This is a genomic window from Streptomyces sp. NPDC041135 (genome assembly GCF_055592085.1).
In genome coordinates this window covers 92575-113738 of the sequence record NZ_JBVIYZ010000002.1, presented here as the reverse complement: position 1 = coordinate 113738, position 21164 = coordinate 92575, and the positions used below count along the sequence as shown (strand labels likewise).

3 protein-coding genes are annotated in these 21164 nt (G+C 77.0%); all 3 read right to left on the bottom strand.

Going from position 1 to position 21164, the window contains the following annotated elements:
- Nucleotides 1–55: 55 nt before the first annotated feature.
- The 3 genes from ACZ6CZ_RS04790 to ACZ6CZ_RS04780 all read right to left on the bottom strand — a co-directional run bounded on the left by ACZ6CZ_RS04790 (nt 56) and on the right by ACZ6CZ_RS04780 (nt 21157).
- Nucleotides 56–568, bottom strand: coding sequence for a GNAT family N-acetyltransferase (locus ACZ6CZ_RS04790; protein ID WP_469014609.1), 513 nt, complete (start codon nt 566–568; stop codon nt 56–58).
- A 151-nt stretch (nt 569–719) separates the two neighbouring features.
- Entirely contained in the window at nt 720–923 is a 204-nt protein-coding gene (locus ACZ6CZ_RS04785) for an MbtH family protein (RefSeq protein ID WP_469014604.1), read from the bottom strand.
- Nucleotides 924–1105: 182 nt separating this feature from the next.
- Entirely contained in the window at nt 1106–21157 is a 20052-nt protein-coding gene (locus tag ACZ6CZ_RS04780) for a non-ribosomal peptide synthase/polyketide synthase (protein ID WP_469014599.1), read from the bottom strand.
- Nucleotides 21158–21164: the final 7 nt, after the last annotated feature.

The window sequence follows — 21164 nt, the reverse complement described above, 5'->3', positions numbered from 1 at the left end:
TGGCCATTACAGCGCGTATGGGACGGCCGCGCAGCCCCTGTGACCGTACGGGGGGTCACCCGGGGTCGGTCGTGGAGATCACCAGCATGCGGGTGACCGAGCCGTCGTCGTCGACGACGTCGCGCACGTGCCGGAAGCCCAGCCGCCGGCACATCGCCAGGCTGGCCGTGTTCTCGGCGCCCACCATGCCGTACGCCTCCTTCAGTCCCAGGTTGTCGGCGGCGTGGCGGAGCAGGCCGCGGACCACCTCGCCGCCCAGGCCGCGGCCCCAGTACGGCGGGGCGAGCGCGGTGACCAGTTCGTGGCCGTCGACGTTGCCGGTCTTCTTCACCTCCGCGTGGCCGGCGTAGGCGCCGTCCAGCCACAGGCCCCACACGTCGAACAGGCGCCGCGGGTACACGTCGGTGAGGATGGCGCGGAAGATCGTGCGCAGGTCGGGCTCGGGCACGAGGGCCTGGCCCATCCAGCGGCACACCTCCTCGTCGCGCAGGAGGGCGACGAAGTGGTCCTCGTCCTCGGGCCGGTAGGGCAGGAACTCGACGTGCTCGGTGCGCAGGGCGGGCGTCATGGCGGACTCCTGGGGCGGGGCGGTGGTGAGGTGCGACGGTGGTGAGGGGGGAGGCCCGCGGGACGCTGGTGGGGGGAGAGGGGCCGGGGTGGGGCGGGCGCGGGGGCGCCGGGCGGCGGATGCGGCCGGCGCCCCCGTCACGCGGCGTGGTTCAGGCTCCCGTGCTCTCCATGCGCTCGCGCAGGCTGCGCGGGCGCATGTCGGTCCAGACCTCGTCGACGTAGGCGGAGCACTCGGCCTCGGTGCCCTCCTTGCCGACGGGCTGCCAGCCCGCGGGCACCTCGACGTCGGCCGGCCACAGCGAGTACTGCTCCTCGTCGTTGCGCAGGACCTGGTAGCGGGTGTTCTCGTCCATGTCGTGTTCCTTCGTCCTCGATGGGCTGTCGGTGGCTGTCGATGCTGCGTGTGGCCGTCGGTGAGGTGGGTGGGACCGTCACCGCGGTGACGGCCGGGGCGGTGCGCGGGCCGGGGCGGGGGGCGGCCCGGCGCGGTGCCGGGCCGCCGGCGGCGGGGGCGCCACCCGGGGCGGGGACGGGATCACCGGCCTCCCCGCGCATGCCGGGCGATGTGGCGCAGCGCCTCGGCGAAGTCCTCCGCGACGCGGCGCACGGCCGGCGTGTCGTGGACACCGGGGCGGTGGTGCCAGGTGAAGGCGAGCCGGCCGTCCTGCACCGCGCCCACCACCTCCACCAGGTGCGAGCCGCTGTCGCGCGGGTCGTGGTCCTGGCCGAAGGAGCCGTGCTCGGCGCGGACCAGGCCGGCGTCGGAGGCCTCCGGGCGGGCGTCCCACTGGCCGAGGTAGTTGAACACCACCTGGCCGTGCGCGCTCGCCCCGAGGCGTTCGCGGACCTCGGGCGGGCCGAAGGTGCGCAGGGCGCCGAAGCCCAGTCCGTTGCCGGGCACCGCGCGCAGCTGGCGGCGCACCGACTTCACCAGGCCGCGCCAGTCCCGGTCCGGGCCGAGGTCGCCGGGTTCGGGGATGTCGAGGGCGACCGGGTGGACGGTGGTGAACCAGCCGACGGTACGGGTGAGGTCGACGCCGTCGAGCAGGTCCTCGCGGCCGTGGCCCTCCAGGTCCAGCCGGACCCGCTCGCGCCCGGTCCAGCGGGCCAGGGCCAGGGCGAGGGCGGCCAGCAGCACGTCGTTGACCCGGGTGCGGTAGGCGGTCGGCGCGGCCCGCAGCAGGGCCGCGGTGTCCTCCTCGCCGAGTTCGACGCCGACCGTGGCGGTCGTCACGGTGTCCGGCGCGGCGGCGGGCGCGGGCGGGGCGGGCTCGGCGGCCACCGCCTCCTCCCAGTAGGGCAGCTCGTGGTCCAGGCCGCCCTCGGCGACGTGCGCCGCGAGCCGGTGGGCCCACTCGCGGAAGCTGGTGCCGCGCTCCCCCAGGCCGACCGGCTCGCCCGCCGCTGCCTGCCGGTAGGCCGTCTCCAGGTCGTCGCGCAGGATGCGCCAGGACACCGCGTCCACGACCAGGTGGTGGGCGACCAGCAGCAGGAAGACCGGCCGGCCGGGGTCACCGGTGAACAGGGCCGCCCGCAGCAGTGGCCCGCGGGCCAGGTCGAACCCCGCGTGCAGGGCGTCGGCGGCCTCCCGCATCGCCGCGTCGGCCTCCGCCTCGGACAGTCCCGTCAGGTCGTGCCGGACCAGGATGTCCCCGGTGCCGCCCGGCGGCGGGTTGAACTGGCGCCAGCCGCCGCCGGCGGTCCCGTCGGTCCCGTCGGTCCCGTCAGCGTGTCGGGTGAACCGCATCCGCAGCGCGTCGTGGTGCTCCAGCAGCGCGTCCAGGGCGGTGCGCAGCGCCTCCGGGTCGGGGGCGGTGGCGAGTTCCAGCAGGGCCGACTGGTTGAAGTGCCGGTGGTCGGCGCGCGGGGTGGTCAGGAACCACTCCTGGATGGGCGTGAGCGGTACGTCCCCGGTGACCGGGCCGTCCCCCGCGCGCTGCGGGGCGTCGCGCACCACGCGGGCCAGCTCGGCGACGGTCTGGTGGGTGAACAGGTCCCGGGTCGCCAGGTGCAGGCCGTCGCGCCGCAGCCGGGACACCACCTGCATGCTCAGGATGGAGTCGCCGCCGAGTTCGAAGAAGTTGTCGTCGGCGCCGATCTCCTCGATGCCCAGCACGTCGGCCCAGATCCGGGCGACGCGGCGCTCGGTGTCGGTACGCGGCGCGACGCGGCCCGCGGCGGCGGTGTGGGCGGGGCCGGGCGCGGGCAGGGCGCGCCGGTCGGTCTTGCCGTTCGGGGTGAGCGGCAGCCGCGGCAGCGGCACGAAGACCGAGGGCACCATGTGCGGCGGCAGCAGCCCGGCCAGGTGCTGCCGCAGCTCCGCGACCGGCGGCGTACCCTCGCCCGCGCCGTCGCCCTCCGCCGGGCCCCGGTCCCCGGCGGGCACGACGTAGGCGACGAGCCGGGCGGGGCCGGCGGCCGCCCCGGCGCCGGGCGCGTCGGCGCGTACGACGACGGCGGCGTCGCGCACCAGGGGGCTGCGGCGCAGGGCGCTCTCGATCTCGCCCGGCTCGATCCGGAAGCCGCGCAGCTTGACCTGGTCGTCGGCGCGCCCGGCGAAGCGCAGGTCGCCGTCGGCGCTCCAGCGCACCAGGTCGCCGGTGCGGTACATCCGCTCCCCCGGCGCCCCGAACGGGTCGGCGACGAAGCGTGCGGCGGTCAGTCCCGGGCGGCCCAGGTAGCCGCGGGCGAGGCCGGGCCCGGCCACGTACAGCTCCCCGGTGACGCCGGGCGGGACGGGCCGCAGGGCGGCGTCGAGGACGTAGACGCGGGTGGCGCCGGAGGGGCGGCCGATCGGCGGCGCGCCCGCGCCGGGGGCGAGCGGGCCGGTCCAGGTGGCGACGACGGTGGCCTCGGTGGGCCCGTAGGAATTGATCATGCGGCGGCCGGGTGCCCAGGTGGCGACCAGGTCGGCCGGGCAGGCCTCGGCGCCGACGATCAGGGTGCGCAGGGCCGGCAGGGCGCCGGCCGTGGCCGGGTCCACGGTGGCCAGGGCGGCCGGCGGGATCAGGGTGTGGGTGACGGCCCGGTCGGCCAGCACCTCGGCGAGCCGCTCGCCGACCAGCGGGCCCTCCTCCCCCGTCACCAGCGCGGCGCCGCCGAGCAGGGAGACGCACAGCTCCAGCACGGAGGCGTCGAAGCTGGGCGAGGCGAACTGCAGCACCCGGTCGCCGGGGCCCGCGGCGTACCGCTCGGCGGCGGCCGCGGCGAAGGAGGCCAGGCCCCGGTGGGTCACCACCACGCCCTTGGGCGTCCCGGTCGAGCCGGACGTGTAGATGACGTAGGCGGGGTGGGCGGGGGTGAGCGCGGTGACGCGGTCGGCGTCGGTGGGCGCCGTCGGCGGTCCGTCGGCGGACCACACCGCGGCCGGGTCGTCGAGGACCAGGCGTGCGCCCGCGTCGCCCACCATGAACTCCCGCCGCTCGGCCGGGTAGGCCGGGTCGACCGGCAGGTAGGCGCCGCCCGCCTTGGCGACGGCGAGCTGTGCCACCACCGTCTCGGCGGTGCGGGGCAGGGCCAGGGCCACCACGCTCTCCGGTCCGACGCCGCGCCGGATCAGCGTGTGCGCGAGCCGGTTGGCCGCCCGGTCCACCTCCGCGTACGTCAGCTCCCGGCCGCCGTCCAGCAGGGCCGGCGCGTCCGGGGTGCGGGCGGCCTGCCGTTCGAACAGCTCCGGCAGGGTCGCCTCGGGCACCGCGCGGAACGTGCCGCGCCCCAGTTCCAGCAGGGTCTTCAGCTCGTCGTCGGCGGTCAGCGGCAGCGCGCCGACGGGGCGGGCAGGGTCCTCGGCGACGGCGGTCAGCAGGGCCGCGAGCTGGCCCGCCATCCGCTCGGCGGTGGCCGCGTCGAACAGGTCGGTGTTGTAGGTGAGCAGGCCGTGCAGCGCCCCGGAGTCCTGCTCGGCGAACTCCAGGGTGAGGTCGAACGCGGACTGCTCCAGCTCGGTCTCGACGTCACCGGCCTCCAGGCCGGGCAGGTCGAGGGCGGCCGACGGGGTGTTCTGCAGGACGACCATGACCTGGAACAGCGGGCTGCGGCTGGTGTCGCGCACCGGCTGGACCTCGTCGACCACCCGTTCGAACGGCACGTCCTGGTGGGCGAAGGCGTCCAGCACGGTGGTGCGCACTCCGGAGAGGAAGTCGGTGAACGGCCGCTCCGCCTCGACGTGCGAGCGCAGCACCAGCGTGTTGACGAAGAACCCGACCAGGCCCTGCGTCTCGGGCCGGTCGCGGCCGGAGGTGACGGTGCCGACGGCGATGTCCGTGCCGCCGGAGAGCCGGGCGAGGTAGGCCTGGGCGGCCGCCACCAGGGTGGTGAACAGGGTGGTCCCCCGCTCCCGGCCGAGCCGGGTGAGACGGCGGGCCGTCCGGGCCGGCAGCACCAGGCGGGTGGTGGCTCCGTTGCTGGTGCGCACCGCGGGCCGGGGCTGGTCGGTGGGCAGCTGAAGCGGTTCGGTGCCGGTCAGCCGCTCCTTCCAGTAGGCGAGCTGCTCGTCCGCCGCGGCGCCGCCGGCCGTGCGCTGCCAGTGCGCGTAGTCGGCGTAACTCACCGGCAGCGGCGGCAGCGGGGCACCGGCGTGGCCCAGTTCGGCGCGGTAGAGGTGGGCGAGGTCACCGAGCAGGACGGAGGTCGACCAGCCGTCGGTGACGATGTGGTGCAGGGTGAGGGTCAGCACGTGGTCGCCGTCGGCCAGCCGGACCAGGCCGGCCCGCAGCAGCGGCCCCTGGCGCAGGTCGAAGGGGCGGCCGCGCTCCTCGGCGAGCAGCCTGCGCAGCGCCGCCGCGCGGTCCCGCTCGGGCAGCCCGGACAGGTCGCGCAGCGGCAGCGGCACGTCCCGCGGCGGGTGGACGAGCTGCACCCCGTGCCCGTCGACGCTGTCGAAGGTGGTGCGCAGCGACGCGTGCCGGGCGACCAGGGCGCGCAGGGCCGCGCCGAGGGCGCCGGTGTCGAGGGTGCCGCGCAGGCGCAGCGCGAGCGCGGTGACGTACTCGGCGCCGCCGGGCGCGAACTCCTCCAGGAACCACAGGCGCTGCTGGGCGTACGACATCGGGGCCGGGGAGCCTTCGCGGGAGACCGGCACGATGGCGGGACCCGCGTCGCCAGGGGTGGCGCGCCGCTCGCCGAGCAGCCGGGCCAGCGCGGCCGGGGTGGAGTGGGTGAACACCGCCCGGGGGGTGAGGTCGGTGCCGAAGGCCTCGGCCAGGCGGGAGGCGAGCCGGATGCTGAGGATGGAGTCGCCGCCCAGCTGGAAGAAGTCGTCCTCCACGCCGGGCGGTGCCACGCCCAGCACCTCGGCGAAGACCTCGGCGGTGCGGCGCTCGGCGTCGGTGCGCGGCGCGACCGGCTCGGGGCGTGCGTGCCCGGCGTCCGGGGCGGGCAGGGCGGCGCGGTCGACCTTGCCGTTGCCGCTGAGCGGGAGGGCGGCGAGCGGGACGAACGCGGAGGGCACCAGGTAGTCCGGCAGGGCGCGGCCGGCGAAGGCGCGCAGCTCCTCGGGGTCGTCGCCGGCCGGGCCGACGACGTAGGCCACGAGCCGCTTGGCGCCCGGGCGGTCCTCCCGGGCCAGCACGGCGACGTCCACGACGTCCGGGTGGGTGGCGAGGACGGCCTCCACCTCGCCCGGCTCCACCCGGAAGCCGCGGATCTTCACCTGGTCGTCGGCGCGGCCGAGGAACTCCACGGTGCCGTCCGGGCGCCGCCGGACCAGGTCGCCGGTGCGGTACATGCGAGCGCCGGGCGGGCCGGCGGGGTCGGCGAGGAAGCGGGCCGCGGTGGCGCCGGGGCGGCCCAGGTAGCCGCGGGCCACGCCCTCACCGGCGATGAACAGCTCGCCGGCGCAGCCCGGCGGGACGGGCCGCAGCCGGCCGTCGAGGACATGGACGCGCAGGTCGTCCAGGGGATGACCGATGGGGACGGTGTCGGGGACGCGGTCGGCGTCGGTGAGGGCGAAGGAGGTGGCGAACGTGGTGGTCTCGGTGGGTCCGTAGCCGTCGACGACGCTCAGGCCGGGGCAGGCGGCCAGCACCCGGCGCACGGCGGCGGCGGGCACCACGTCACCGCCGGTCCACAGCTGGCGCAGCCCCCGGAAGCAGTCCGGGGCGTCCTGGGCCAGCAGCCGGAACAGACCGGCGGTCAGCCACAGCGCGGTCAGTCCGCCCTCGCCGGCCAGCCGCCGCAGCAGCGCGGCGTCCACGGTGTCGCCCGGGGCGACGACCACCCGGCCGCCGTTGAGCAGCGGCGCCCAGACCTCGAAGGTGGCGGCGTCGAAGGCGACCGGCGAGTGCAGCAGCACCCGGTCGCAGACGCCGCCGGTGAACCGGCTGTCGGTGGCCAGCGCGGCCACGTCGCGGTGGCGTACCCCGACCGCCTTGGGCAGGCCGGTCGAGCCGGAGGTGAACATCACGTAGGCGAGCCGGTCGGGGTCGGCGGGCGGCACCGGCCGGCCGGTGGCGCCGGCGGCGGTGCGGGCGGCGGTGACCTCCGCGGCGGTGAGCCGGACGGTGGCTCCGGCCTGCGCGAGCAGGACGCGGCGGCGTTCCGCGGGGGCCCGGGTGTCGGCCGGCACGTATGCGCCGCCGGCGAGGAGGACGGCGAGCTGGGCGACGACGAGTTCGGCCGAGCGGTCCATCAGCAGCGCCACCCGGTCCTCGGGCGCCAGTCCGCCGTCCAGCAGCCGGGCGGCCAGCCGGGCGGCCCAGTCGGCGAGCTGCCGGTAGGTCAGCACACGGTCGCCGTCGCTCACCGCGACCGCGTCCGGGGTGCGGCGGGCCTGCTCGGCGAAGAGGTCGACCGGGCTGGCCGGGACGGCCGGGCGGGCGGTGTCTAGCCAGCTGTCCAGCAGGGCGCGGTCGGCCCCGGTCAGCGGGTTCAGGGCGTCCAGGTCGCCGTCCAGGCCGTCGGCGAGGGCGGTGAGGAGGGCCGCGAGCCGGCCAGCGGCGCCTTCCGCGGTGGCGCGGTCGAACAGCGCGGCGTCGTAGGCCAGGTCGAAGGCGAGCCGTTCGGCCAGGTGGGCGCGCAGGCACCAGGGGAAGGTGGTGGCGTCGTCGGCCCGCACCTCCTCGACGCGGACGCCGGTGCGGGCGGTGGCCGACTCGTCGACGGGGTAGTTCTCGAACACCACCATGCTGTCGAAGAGGGCCTCGTCGGCCGGTACCTGCCCCAGCGCCCGGATGCGGGGCAGCGCGAGGAAGTCGAAGCGGCGGGCCTCGCTCTGCCGTGCCTGGAGGTCGCGCAGCCAGGGCAGGACGCCGCCGGCGGACAGCCGCACCCGCGTCGGCACGGTGTTGATGAACATGCCGATCATGGTGTCGACGCCGGGCAGCTCGGCCGGGCGGCCGGAGACGGTGGTGCCGAACACCACGTCGTCGCGGCCGCTGTAGCGGGCGAGCAGCAGCGCCCAGGCGCCCTCCACCAGGGTGTTGACGGTCAGTCCGGCGCGGGCGGCGGTGCGCCGCAGCCGCCCGGAGACGTCCTCGTCCAGTTCCTGGTGGACGGCCGCGCCGGAGCGGGCGCGGTGCGCCTCGGCGGGGGTGCGGTCGTACGGCAGCGGGGTGCGCGCGGTGAAACCGGCCAGGGCGTCGGTCCAGTGGCGTTCGGCGGCCTCCTCGTCCTGCTCGCCGAGCCAGCGCAGGAAGTCGGCGAACGGCCGCCTGGCCGGCGGTGCCGCCTCGGGGCCGCCGGTGAGGGCGGCGTAGCGCTCGCAGACCTCCGTCAGCAGCTGCCCGGTGCTCCAGCCGTCCAGCACGATGTGGTGGGTGGACCACAGCAGCAGCACCTCGTCGCCGGGCAGCGCGGCCAGGGTGAGGCGGGTGAGCGGGGCGCTGGTCAGGTCCAGCCCTGCGGCGCGGTCCTCGGCGAGCAGCCGCTCGGTCCGCCCGGCCCGCTGATCGTCCGTCAGGTGCCGCCAGTCGAGGTGGGTGACGGGCAGCTCGGCGCGGTGGTGGACCAGCTGCACCGGGTGCGGCAGGCCCCGCCAGTGCACGCTGGTGCGCAGCGCCGGGGTGCGGTCGGCGACCTGCTGCCAGGCCGCGGCGAAGGCGCGCGGGTCGGCCACCCCGGACAGCCGGACCGCGATCCGGTCGAAGTAGGCGCCCTCGGTGCCGACGAGCCCGTGGAAGAGCATCCCGGCCTGCAGGGGCGTCAGCGGCAGGACGTCGGTGACGTGGCGGCCGTCGCCGACGAGCCGGTCCAGGTCCGGACCTGCGAGGCCGGCCAGCGGGAAGTCGGAGGGGGTGCGGCCGCCGGCGCCGGGGCGGGCGCAGTGCGCCACGATCTCCCGCAGCGCCGCGCACGTCTCCTCGGCCAGCCGCCGGACGTCCGCCTCGTCGTAGACGGCCGCCGGGTAGGTCCAGCCCAGCTCCAGCCGGCCCTGCTGGACCACGCCGGTGATGTCCAGCAGGTACGGGCGGGGCTCGTCGGGGTCGGTGTCGCGGCCGGCCGGCGGCAGCGACCCGCGGTACAGGCCGCCGGCGGCACCGCCCGCGTCCCACTGCCCGTGGTAGTTGAAGCCGACCCGGGGCGCCGGGGCGCCGGCGAGCGGACTGCCGGGCAGCAGGTGGCGCAGGGCGCCGTGGCTGAGGCCGTGCAGGGGCACCGCGCGCAGCTGCTCCTTGACCGAGCGGAGCGTGTCGTGCCAGCCGTCGCCGGGGTCGACGCGCAGCGCCAGCGGGAACTCGGCGGTGAACCAGCCGACCGTCCGGGACAGGTCGACGTCGTCGAAGAGGTCCTCGCGTCCGTGCCCCTCCACCCCGAGCAGCACGGTGTCGCGGCCGCACCAGCGGGCCAGGGTGCGGCCCAGGGCGCTGAGCAGGACGTCGTTGACCTGGGTGCGGTACACGTCCGGGACCTGGCGCAGCAGCGCGTCGGTGGTCTCCGGGTCGAGGGTGACGGTGACGGTGGCGGCGGTGCCGTAGGTGTTGGGGCCGGTGCGTCCGGCGGGCAGGGCGGCCGGGGCCGCGCAGGTGCGCGTCCAGTACGGCAGGTCGGCGTCCAGGGCGCCGGAGCGGGTGTGCCGCTCCAGCCGGGCGGCCCAGTGGCCGTAGGACGTGCTCGCGGCGGGCGGTGCGGCGGGCTGCCCGGCGGCGGCCGCCCGGTGGGCGGCTTCGAGGTCGGCGAGCAGGATGCGCCAGGAGACGCCGTCCACGGCCAGGTGGTGGACGGTGACGACGAGCTGGCCGGGGCGGTCGGGGCCCCGGTCGAAGAACAGGACGCCGGCGACCCGTCCGGTGGTGGGGTCGAGCGCGGCCTGGGCCCGGTCGGTGGCACGCTGCACCTCCGCCTCCAGCTCCGCGCCGTCCAGTGCGCTCACGTCGTGACGGGTGAACACGGATTCAGGCGCGGCGGGGAGGACCTCCTGCTGCCAGCCGGCGCCGGTGCGGCGGAAGCGGGTGCGCAGGGCGGCGTGCCGGCCGGTCAGGGCGTCGGCGGCGTGGTGCAGGTCGGCCGCCGCGGTGCCGGGGGCCAGTTCCAGGCGCTGGGTCATGGTGAAGCGCAGCGGGTCGCCGGGACGGCGGCCGTCGAGGTACCAGTGCTGGATGGGGGTGAGCGGCGCCTCGGCGGGCGGGGTGTCGCCGGCCACGGCCGGGCGGGTGGCCGCCTCGCCCGCGCACAGGGCGAGTTCGGCGACGCTCTGGTGCCGGAAGACGTCCTTGGTGGTGAGGGCGAGGCCGGCCTGCCGGGCGCGGGAGACGATCTGGATGCTGAGGATCGAGTCGCCGCCGAGCGCGAAGAAGTTGTCCCGCGCGCCCACCCGGTCGACGCCGAGGACCTCGGCCCAGATCGCGGCGAGCCGCTCCTCGGTGCCGGGCCTGGGCGCCACGTACGGGGTGGTGCTGTCGAGCTGGTCGGGCGGGGCGGGCAGGGCGCGCCGGTCGGTCTTGCCGCTGGTGGTGCGCGGGATGCGGGCCAGCGGGACGAAGGCGGCGGGGATCATGTGGTCGGGCAGGGTCCGGCGCAGCCGTACCCGCAGTTCGTCGGCGGGCGGCACCCGGTCCCCGGCGGGCACCAGGTAGGCGACGAGCATCAGCCGGCCGGCGTGCTCGCGGGCGGTGACCGCGGCGTCGGCGACGTCCGGGTGGTCCAGGACGGCGGCCTCCACCTCGCCGGGTTCGATGCGGAAGCCGCGGATCTTGACCTGTTCGTCGGCGCGGCCGAGGAACTCCAGCAGCCCCTGCCCGTCCCAGCGGGCCCGGTCGCCGGTGCGGTACATCCGCTCCCCGGGCGGTCCGAAGGGGTCGGGCAGGAAGCGGGCGGCGGTCAGGCCGGGCCGGTCCAGGTAGCCGCGGGCGACCTGGGCGCCGGCCAGGTACAGCTCGCCGGGCATGCCGGGCGGCACGGGCCGCAGGTGTCCGTCGAGCACGTAGGCCCGCAGGCCGCGGCCGGGGCGGCCGATGACGGGGCGGTCGGTGCGGCCGGCGCAGCGGCCGTACACGGCGTCGACGGTGCACTCGGTGGGCCCGTACATGTTGTACGCGCTGATCCCGAGGTCCTCTCCGGCAGCGACCAGCTCCCGCCAGGCGGCGGCGGACAGGGCCTCGCCGCCGACCAGCAGCACGCGCGGGTGGTGACGGCCGGGGGCGAGCAGTCCGGCGCCGAGGAGTTCGCGCAGGAAGGACGGGGTGACGTTGACCAGGTCGAGGCGGTGCTCGGCGACCTGGGCGCAGAACGCCTCCGGGTCCAGGCGTACGTCCTCGTCGACGAGGTGCACCTCCTGGCCGAGGGCGAGCAGCAGCGGTCCTTCCCAGCTGGTGTCGAAGGAGAACGAGGCGCTGAGCGCGGCCCGCAGCCGGCGCCCGTCGGCGGTGTGCGGGGCGACCAGTCCGGCCCGGTGGTCGAGGCAGAGGGCGACCAGCTGGCGGTGTTCGACGGCGACGCCCTTGGGGCGGCCGGTGGAGCCGGAGGTGTAGACGAGGTAGGCGGTGTTCTCCGGCCGCAGGGGCAGGATGCGGTCGGCGTCGGTGGGGGCGTGGGCGGGCAGCCGCTCCCAGGGCACCTCGCGCAGGGTCCGCTCGGTCAGCAGGGTGTGCGGCCGGGCGTCGTCGAGGAGGAGGCGCAGCCGCTCCTCGGGCAGGCCGGGGTCGAGGCAGAGCAGGGCGGCACCCGCCTTGAGCACGGCCAGCAGGGCGACCGCCCAGTCGCTGGTGCGGGGCAGCCGGAGAGCGACGACGCGCTCGGGTCCGGCGCCGCCGGCGATGAGGTGGTGGGCGAGCCGGTTGGCCCGCTCGTCGAGGGCGGCGAAGTCCAGGGTGGCGTCCCGGGCGACCAGGGCGGTGGCGGCGGGGGTACGGGCGGCCTGCGTCTCGAACAGCCGGGTGAAGGTGGTGCCGGTCTGGGGCAGCGGGCCGCCGTCGCCCTGCTCCAGCACCCGCAGCCGGTCGGCGGCGCTCATCAGCGCCAGCGTGCCGACGGGGGCGGCCGGGTCCTCGGCCGCGGCCCGCAGCAGGGTCCGCAGCCAGCCGGCCAGCCGCTCGGCGGTGTCGGCGTCGAACAGGCCGGTGTTGTACTCCAGGTAGCCGGTGAGGCCGCCGTCCTGTTCGACGAAGTCGAAGGCGAGGTCGAAGGTGGCGTTGCGGACCGGCGGCGCCACCGGCTCGACGTCCAGGCCCGGCAGCCGGGGCGCCTCGGCGCCCAGGTTGTGCAGGGCCACCATGACCTGGAACAGCGGTGTGCGGCTGGTGTCGCGCTCGGGCTGGAGGGCGTCCACCAGCCGTTCGAAGGGCACCTCCTGGTGGGCGAACGCCTCCAGCACGGTGTCGCGGACCTGGGTCAGCAGCTCGTGGAACGACAGGTTTGGGGCGACCCGGCCGCGCAGGACCAGGGTGTTGACGAACATGCCGACCACGTCGTGGAGTTCGGGGCGGTCGCGGCCCGCGGTGACCGTGCCGACGGTGAGGTCCCGCTGCCCCGCCCAGCGGGCCAGCAGCACCTGGCAGGCCGCGAGCAGGGTCATGTACAGGGTGGCGTCGGACGCGCGGCCGGTCTCGCGCAGCCGCTCGGTCAGCTCCGCGGGCAGCCGGAAGGTCACCAGGGCGCCGTCGCGGGTGCGCACGGCCGGGCGCGGCCGGTCGGTGGGCAGTTCCAGCGGGGTCACGCCGTCCAGGACCCGGCGCCAGTGGGCGAGGTCCGCGTCGGCGCGGTCGGTGCGGGCGCGCTGCCAGGCGGCGTAGTCGGTGTAGCGCACCGGGAGTTCGGGCAGGTCGGGGCGGCGGTCCTCCAGGGCGGCGGCGTACAGCTCGCCGAGGTCGCGGCCCAGGACGCCCATGGACCAGCCGTCGGTCGCGATGTGGTGCACGGCCAGCGCGAGGACGTGCTCGTCGTCGGCCAGGCGGACCAGCCGGGCGCGCAGCAGGGGCCCGGTGGCCAGGTCGAACGGGACGGCGGCCACGCCGGCCAGGAGCGCGTCGAGGGCGGCGGGCGGCTGCCCGGTGAGGTCGTCGAGCGGCAGTGCGACGGGGTGCGGCGGCCGGACCACCTGGTGGGCGTGGCCGTCCTGTTCGGCGAACGTGGTGCGCAGCGCCTCGTGCCGGGCGACCAGGCCGTCCAGGGCGTGGCGCAGCGCCGTCGCGTCGAGCGGGCCGCGCAGCCGCAGCACGGACAGCGTCGTGTACTCGGTGCTGCCCGGCTCGAAGCGGTCCAGGAACCACAGCCGCTGCTGGGCGTACGACAGCGGCGGTGCGGCGGCCGGGTCCGCGGCCCGGACGGTGTCGTCCGGCGCGGTGTCCGGGCCTGCCGGCGCGCCGAGTTCGGCGGCCAGCTCGGACAGCGTGGGGTGGGTGAACAGCAGTCGCGGCGAGACGTCCGTGCCGAAGGCGGCGCGCAGCCGGGAGGTGACGCGGACGGCGAGGATGGAGTCGCCGCCGAGGGCGAAGAAGTCGTCGTCGGCGCCGACCTCGTCGGTGTCCAGGACGTCGGTCCACGCGGCGGCGACCAGCCGCTCGGCCGGGGTGCGCAGCGGGACGCGGTCGCCGTCGGCCGCGAAGCCGTCGGGGCCGGGGGCGGGCAGGGCGCGCCGGTCGAGCTTGCCGTTGACGGTGAGCGGCAGGGCCGTCAGCGGGACGTAGGCGGCGGGCACCATGTGGGCGGGCAGCAGCCGTTCGAGGTGGGCGCGCAGGTCGGCGGCGGACGGCGGCCGGCCGGCTCCGGCGGCGGGGACCACGTGCGCCACCAGCCGCCGGGTGCCGGCGGCGTCCTCGTAGACGCCGGCGGTCGCGGCGCCGACGCCCGGGTGGGTGTGCAGGGCGGCCTCGATCTCGCCGGGCTCGATGCGGTAGCCGCGGATCTTGACCTGCTGGTCGGCGCGGCCCAGGTACTCCAGGCGGCCGTCGGCCCGCCACCGGGCGCGGTCGCCGGTGCGGTACATGCGGCTGCCGGGCGGTCCGAAGGGGTCGGCCGGGAAGCGGGTCGCGGTCAGCCCGGGCCGCTTCAGATAGCCGCGGGCCAGGCCCTCCCCGGCCACGTACAGCTCGCCGACGGCGCCGGGCGGCACCGGGGAGAGGCCGGCGTCGAGGACGTACACCCGCAGGTCCGGGATGCCGGTGCCGATGGGGCCGGGGCCGCCGGCGCGGGCGGTGTCCGGATCGAGGGGGGCGTAGGTGACGTGCACGGTCGTCTCGGTGATGCCGTACATGTTCACCAGGCGTGGTGCGGTGTGCGGGTGGCGGGCGTACCAGCCGGTGAGCCGGGTGACGTCGAGCGCCTCGCCGCCGAAGATCACGGTGCGCAGCGCCAGCCGGTCGCCGGTGGCCGGGTGCTCGGCGTCGGCGCGCATCAGCGAGTAGAACGCGGATGGGGTCTGGTTGAGGACGGTGACCTGTTCGTCGGCGAGCAGGCGCAGGAAGTCCTCGGGCGAGCGGGCGGTGTCCTCGGGCACCACGACGAGCCGGCCGCCGTGCAGCAGCGGGCCCCACAGCTCCCACACCGAGAAGTCGAAGGCGTAGGAGTGGAACAGCGTCCACACGTCCCGCTCGTCGAAGCGGAACCACTCACGGGTGCGGCTGAACAGCCGGACCACGTTGGCGTGCGGGATCACCACGCCCTTGGGCAGGCCGGTGGAGCCGGAGGTGTAGATGGCGTAGGCGGGGCTCTCGGGCAGCGGCCGGCGGGCCGGGTCCGCGGGGCCGGTGGCCGGGCGGCGGGCCAGGTCGGCGCGCACGTCCGGGTCGTCCAGCGCGAGTACGGGCACGGCGGCGCCGTCGGCCGGGGTGCAGCCCGCGGTGGTGGTCACCAGCGCGACCGGTGCGGCGTCGGCGAGCAGCCGGGCGACGCGTTCGGCGGGCAGCTTGGGGTCGATGGGCAGGTAGGCGGCGCCCGTCTTCAGCACGGCGAGGACGGCGACGACCAGGTCGGTGCCGCGGGGCAGGGCGAGGGCGACGAACCGCTCGGGGGCCGCGCCGAGTCCGGCCAGCCGGTGGGCGAGGCGGTTCGCGCGGGCGTCCAGCGTGGCGTAGTCGAGGTGGTCGTCGCCGCAGGTGACGGCCTCGGCGGCCGGGGTGCGGGCGGCCTGTGCCTCGAAGAGGTCCACCAGGGTCTCGGCGGGCCGCCCGGTCTCGGTGCCGTTCCAGTCGACGAGCATCCGCCGGCGTTCCGCGGCGGTCGTCCAGGCCAGGGCGCGCAGCGGGCGCTCGGGGTCCTCGGCCAGTTCCGTCAGCAGCAGGCACAGCCGGCCGGCCAGCGCCCGTACGGTGGTGGCGTCGAAGCTCTCCGGGTCGTAGGCGAGGTCGAAGCCGAGGCGTTCGCCCTGGTAGGCCCGCAGCACCAGCGGGTAGTTGGTGGCGTCGCGGGAGGAGACGCCGGCCAGGCGCACCCCGGAGGCGGCGGCCCCGGCCTCGTCGAAGGGGTAGTTCTCGAAGGCGACCATGCTGTCGAACAGGGCGGTGCCGGACGGGACCTCGCTCAGGCCGGTCAGCTCGGCGAGGGAGACGGCGGCGAAGCGCCGGTCCTCGGCCTGCGCCTCCTGGAGCTCCCGCAGCCAGGCGGTGGCGGTGCGGTCGGGGTCCACCCGTACCCGGGTGGGCAGGGTGTTGATGAACATGCCCACCATCGACTCGACGCCGGGCAGGTCGTCGGGGCGGCCGGAGACCGTGGTCCCGAACAGGACGTCGCGCTCGGCGCTGTAGCGGGACAGCAGCAGGGCCCAGGCGCCCTGCACGACGGTGCCGAGCGTCAGCCCGGCCGCCCGGGCGGTGCGCGCCAGCCGTTCGGAGACCTCGTCGGACAGCCCCGCGGTGTGCACGGCGGCGGAGCGGGCGCGGTGGGCCTCGCGGCGGACGCGGTCGGCGGGCAGCGGAGTCGGGGTGGCGAAGCCCTCCAGGACGCCCTTCCAGTGCGTCCGGGCGGCGTCGGAGTCCTGGCCGGCCAGCCAGCGCACGTAGTCGCCGAAGGGCCGGCGCACGGGCGGCCGGCTCTCGGCTCCGGTGGTGAGCGCGGTGTACTCGGCGAACACCTCGGTGAGCACCTGGGCCAGGCTCCAGCCGTCCAGGATGAGGTGGTGGGAGGTCCACAGCAGGTGCAGCCGGGCGTCCGGCAGCCGGACCAGGGTGAGCCGCATCAGCGGCGCGGTGGCGAGGTCCAGGCCGCGCGCGAGGTCGTCGGCGCGCAGCCGCTCCAGGCGCTCCTCGCGCTCGCGCTCGTCCACGTCCCGCCAGTCCAGCCGGGTCACGGGCACCCGGGCCTCGTGGTGCACGACCTGGAGCGGCACGGGTACGTCCGTCCACACCACCGAGGTGCGCAGCGCGGGCGTGCGGTCGGCGACCCGCTGCCATGCGGTGGCGAGGGCGTCGGGGTCGTGCACGCCCTCCAGGAGCAGCGCGGCCTGGTCGACGTACACGTCGTCGTCACCGCCGACCAGGCGGTGGAAGAGCATGCCTTCCTGGAGCGGGGTCAGCGGCAAGAGGTCCTGCACCGTGCGGCCGTCGCCCACCAGGCGGTCCACGCCGGCCTGGTCCAGGCGGGCCAGCGGGAAGTCGGACGGGGTGCGTCCGCCGGCGCCGGGGCGGGCGCAGTGCTCGGCGACGGCGCCGAGCGCGCGGACCATGCCGTCCGCCAGCGCCCGGACGGTGTCCGCCCGGTGCACCTGGTCGCTGTAGTGCCAGGTGATCTCCAGCTCGCCGCCGCTCACCACCGCCGTGACGTCGAGGAGGTGGTCCAGCGGCGCGTCGGGGGCCAGGTCGCGGCCGGGTACGCCGGCGGCGGGGGCGAAGTCGCCCGAACCGGGGGCCGTCCACTGGCCGTGGTAGTTGAAGGACACCTGGGGCAGCGGTATCTCCCGCAGCGCGCGGGCGTCGGCCCGGGGCGAGCCGAGCCGGGCCAGCGCCTCGTAGCTCAGGCCGCGCCGGGGCACGGCCCGCAGCCGCTCCTTGGTCGCCTTCAGGGTGGCGGCCCAGTCCGGCGCGCCGGGCGGGCCGGCCGGGGCGAGGGTGACGGGGTACTGGGCGGTGAACCAGCCGACCGTCCGGGCCAGGTCGGCGTCGCCCGCCAGGTCCTCCTCGCGGCCGTGTCCCTCCAGGGCGACGCTCACCCGGTCGGTGCCCGCCCAGTCGGCGAGCACCCGGCCCAGCGCGCTCAGCAGCACGTCGTTGACCTGAGTGCGGTAGACGCCCGGCACCCGGCGCAGCAGTGCCTCGGTGGTGTCGCGGTCCACCCGAGTGCGGACGGTGCGGACGGAACCGGCGAGCGGGGTGCCGGGCAGGTCCACCGGGAGCGGGGCGGGCGCGGCGGCGGTCTCGGCCGTCCAGTACGGCAGGTCGTCGTCGAGGTCGCCGGCGCCGACCAGGTCGGCGAGGCGGCGGGCCCAGTCGGCGACCGGCGTCTGCTCCGCCTCCACCACGACCGGCTCACCCGCGGCGGCCTGCCGGTAGGCCTGCCCGAGGTCGGTGAGGAGCACCCGCCAGGAGACGCTGTCGACCGCCAGGTGGTGGGCCGTCAGGAACAGCTGGGGGCGCTCGCCGCCGGACGGCCGCAGCAGGGCGGCGCGCAGCAGGTTCCCGGTGGCCGGGTCGAGGGCCGCGCGCGCGGCGTCGGCGGTCTCGGCGCGCCAGGCGTCGTGGTCGGCGGCCGCGGCGGCGTCGTCCGCGGGCCGGCCCGGGTGGGGCGGGTCGTGGCGGGTGAGCAGGCCGGTGGCCGGGGCGGCGCCGGGGTGCTGGCGCCAGGTGTCGCCCTCGCGGGTGAACCGGGTGCGCAGGGCCGGGTGCTGCGCCGCCACCGCCTCCAGCGCCCGCTCCAGCGCCCGCTCGTCGAGGTCGCCGGGCAGGTCGAGCAGCATCGACATGGTGAAGCGGCGCCGCGGGCCGTGGACGTCGAGGAACCACTCCTGCACCGGGGTCAGCGGAGCCGGGCCCTCCTGCCGGGGCCGCCGGGGCGCGGGGACGGCGGCGCTGCGGCCGGCCGCGGCCGCGACGAGGTCGGCGACCGTCTGGTGGCGGAAGACGTCCCGTGAGCTGAGCGGCAGCCCGGCCGCGCGGGCCCGGGAGACGGCCTGGATGCTGAGGATCGAGTCGCCGCCCAGCTCGAAGAAGTTGTCCGTGACGCCGACCGGGCCGACGCCGAGCACGTCGGCCCAGATGCCGGCCAGGGTCTCCTCGTCGGGGGTGCGCGGGGCGACGAACTCCCGTTCGCGCCCGCCGCCTTCGAGGTCGGGGGCGGGCAGGGCGCGCCGGTCCAGCTTGCCGCTGGTGGTCAGCGGCAGGGCGGCCAGCGCGGTGAACGACGACGGCACCATGTGGTCGGGCAGCACCCGCCGCAGGGCCGCCCGCAGCTCGGCGGGGCCGGGCGGGTCCGCGTCCGCCGCGGGGACGACGTAGGCGGCCAGCCGGGTGTGGCCGCGCGCGTCGGGCACGGCGACGACGGCGGCGCCGCCGACCTGCGCCAGGTCGAGCAGGGCGGCCTCGACCTCGCCCGGTTCGATGCGGTGGCCGCGCACCTTGACCTGGTCGTCGGCGCGCCCGAGGTAGTCGAGGCGGCCGTCGGCGGTCCAGCGGGCCAGGTCGCCCGTGCGGTACATGCGGGTGCCGGGCGGCCCGAACGGGTCGGCCGGGAAGCGCGCCGCGGTCAGGCCCGGGCGGCCGGTGTAGCCGCGGGCGACCTGCTCGCCGGCGAGGTACAGCTCACCGCCGACGCCGGGCGGCACCGGGCGCAGCCGGTCGTCGAGGACGTAGGCGCGGACGTTGGGCAGCGGGCGGCCCACCAGCGGACGGTCCTCGCCCTCGATGCGGCACGACAGCGCGTCGACGGTGCACTCGGTGGGGCCGTAGAAGTTGTAGGCGGCCACGTCCGGGTGCCCGGCCAGCTCGCGCCAGAGGGCCGGCCCGAGCGCCTCGCCGCCGACCATCAGCACGCGGGGGTGGTGCCTGGGGTCGCTCAGCAGCCCGGCGGGCAGCAGCTGCCGCAGGTAGGACGGGGTCAGGTCGAGGAAGTCGACGCGGTGTTCGACGACGTACTCGACCAGGGCGGCCGGGTCGGTACGGGTCTCCTCGTCGACCAGGTGCAGCGGGTGGCCGTCGGCCATCAGCAGCACGCCCTCCAGGGAGGTGTCGAAGGAGAACGAGGCGGTCAGCGCCACCCGCAGCGGGCCGCCGCCGGCGTCGGCGACGAAGCCCGCCCGGTGCGCGGCCAGCAGGTGGACGGCCGCCCGGTGCGGCACGGCGACGCCCTTGGGACGGCCGGTGGAGCCGGAGGTGTGGATGACGTAGGCGGTGTTGGCCGGGTGCAGGGGCCGCACCCGGTCGGCGTCGCGGGGGTCGGTGTCCGGAGCGGTGGCGGGCACCGCCCGCAGCGCGGCCTCGTCCAGGACGAGCGCCGGGCGGACGTCGTCCAGCAGCAGCCGGACGCGTTCCCCGGGCAGCGCCGGGTCCAGCGGCAGGTAGCCCGCGCCGGCCTTCCAGACGGCGAGGATCGCCACGATCATGTCGGCGGTGCGCGGCAGTTGCAGCGCGACGAGCTGCTCGGGTCCCGCGCCGCGGGCGATGAGGTGGTGGGCGAGCCGGTTGGCCCGGGCGTTGAGCGTGCCGTAGTCCAGCCGCTCGCCGCCCGCGACCAGGGCGAGCGCGCCGGGGGTGCGCGCGGCGCGGCTCTCGAAGAGTTCGGGGTAGGTGGTGTCGTCGACCGGGAGGGTGGCGGCGTTCCAGTCCCGGGTGACCCGGCGCAGCTCCGGTCCGGAGAGCAGCGGCAGGGTGCCGAGCGGCCGGTCCGGTGCGGCGGTGGCCCCCTCCAGGAGCCTGAGCAGCTGGTCGGCGGTGCGCTCGGCGGTGCTCGCGTCGAAGAGGTCGGTGCGGTACTCCAGCAGGCCGGTCAGCGCCTCGCCGTCCGGTACGAACTCCACGCTGAGGTCGAAGGTGGCCGCCTGCCGGGGCACGGCGACCGGTTCGGCCCGCAGGCCGTGCGGGTCGCTCGCGGCGGGCGGGTCGGGGTGCAGCAGCACCATGACGTCGAACAGCGGGTTGCGGCCCGCCTCCCGGGTCGCGCCGACCGCCTCCACCAGCCGCTCGAACGGCGTGTCGCCGTGCGCGAAGGCGTCGTTGACGGTCTCGGCGGCCGCCTCCAGCAGGGCGCGGAAGGTCGCGGAGCGCTCCACGCGGGTGCGCAGCACGACCGTGTTGACGAAGAAGCCGACGGCGCGTTCGAGGTCGGTGCGGGAGCGGCCGGGGGTCAGGGAGCCGACGGTGACGTCGTCCTGGCCGGACCAGCGGGCCAGCAGCGCCTGGACGGCGGCGACCAGGCAGGTGTGCAGCGTGGTCTGCCGCTCCCGGGCCAGCTCGCGCAGCCGGGCGGTGAGGTGCGCGGGGACGGTGAAGGTGTGCACGGCGCCGGCGCCGGACTCCTCGCCGCGCCGCGGCCGGTCCAGCGGCAGCTCGGGCACGGCCGCGCCGGACAGCCGCTCCCGCCAGTGGGCGAGCTGCCTGTCCAGCCGGGGGCCGGAGAGCTGCCCGCGCTGCCACACCGCGAAGTCGGGGTACTGGGTCGCGACCGGCGGCAGGCCGGGTTCGGCGCCCCGGGTCAGGGCGTCGAGGGCGGTGCACAGCTCGTCCAGGACCACGCCCATGGACCAGCCGTCGGTGACGATGTGGTGGGCGGTCAGCAGCAGGACGTGCGAGGCCGCCGACTCGCGCAGCAGCAGGGCGCGCAGCAGCGGGCCGCGCAGCAGGTCGAAGGGGCGGGCGTACTCGCGCAGCAGGATGGCGTCCAGCGTCTCGCCGGCGGCAGGCTCGCGCACCGGCAGCGGCACCGGGCCCGCCGGGTGCACGGTCTGCACCGGCCGGCCGTCGTGCTCGTCGAAGGTGGTGCGCAGCGCCTCGTGCCGGGCCACCACGGCCGTCAGGGCCCGCTCCAGCGCGGACACCTCCAGCGGGCCGGTGAACCGTACGGCGACCGCGCTGTTGTAGCGGGCGTCGCCGGGGCTGAGCCGGTCCAGGAACCACAGGCGCTGCTGGGCGAAGGACAGCGGCAGCGGGCGGTCGCGGTCGGCGTGCGGGATGGCCCGCGCGGCCGCGGGCGCGGCGCCGGCGGCCCGTCCGGCCAGCCGGCGGCGCAGGGCTTCGCGCATCTGCTCGGGCAGGGCCTCGGCGCGGTCTCGCCTCGAAGGCTTCGAAGACGTCATGGTCGTC

Bases quoted from the DNA above. Each gene is read 5' to 3' on its own strand.
- ACZ6CZ_RS04790 (WP_469014609.1), bottom strand. From the start codon at position 568: ATGACGCCCGCCCTGCGCACCGAGCACGTCGAGTTCCTGCCCTACCGG.
- ACZ6CZ_RS04785 (WP_469014604.1), bottom strand. From the start codon at position 923: ATGGACGAGAACACCCGCTACCAGGTCCTGCGCAACGACGAGGAGCAG.
- ACZ6CZ_RS04780 (WP_469014599.1), bottom strand. From the start codon at position 21,157: ATGACGTCTTCGAAGCCTTCGAGGCGAGACCGCGCCGAGGCCCTGCCC.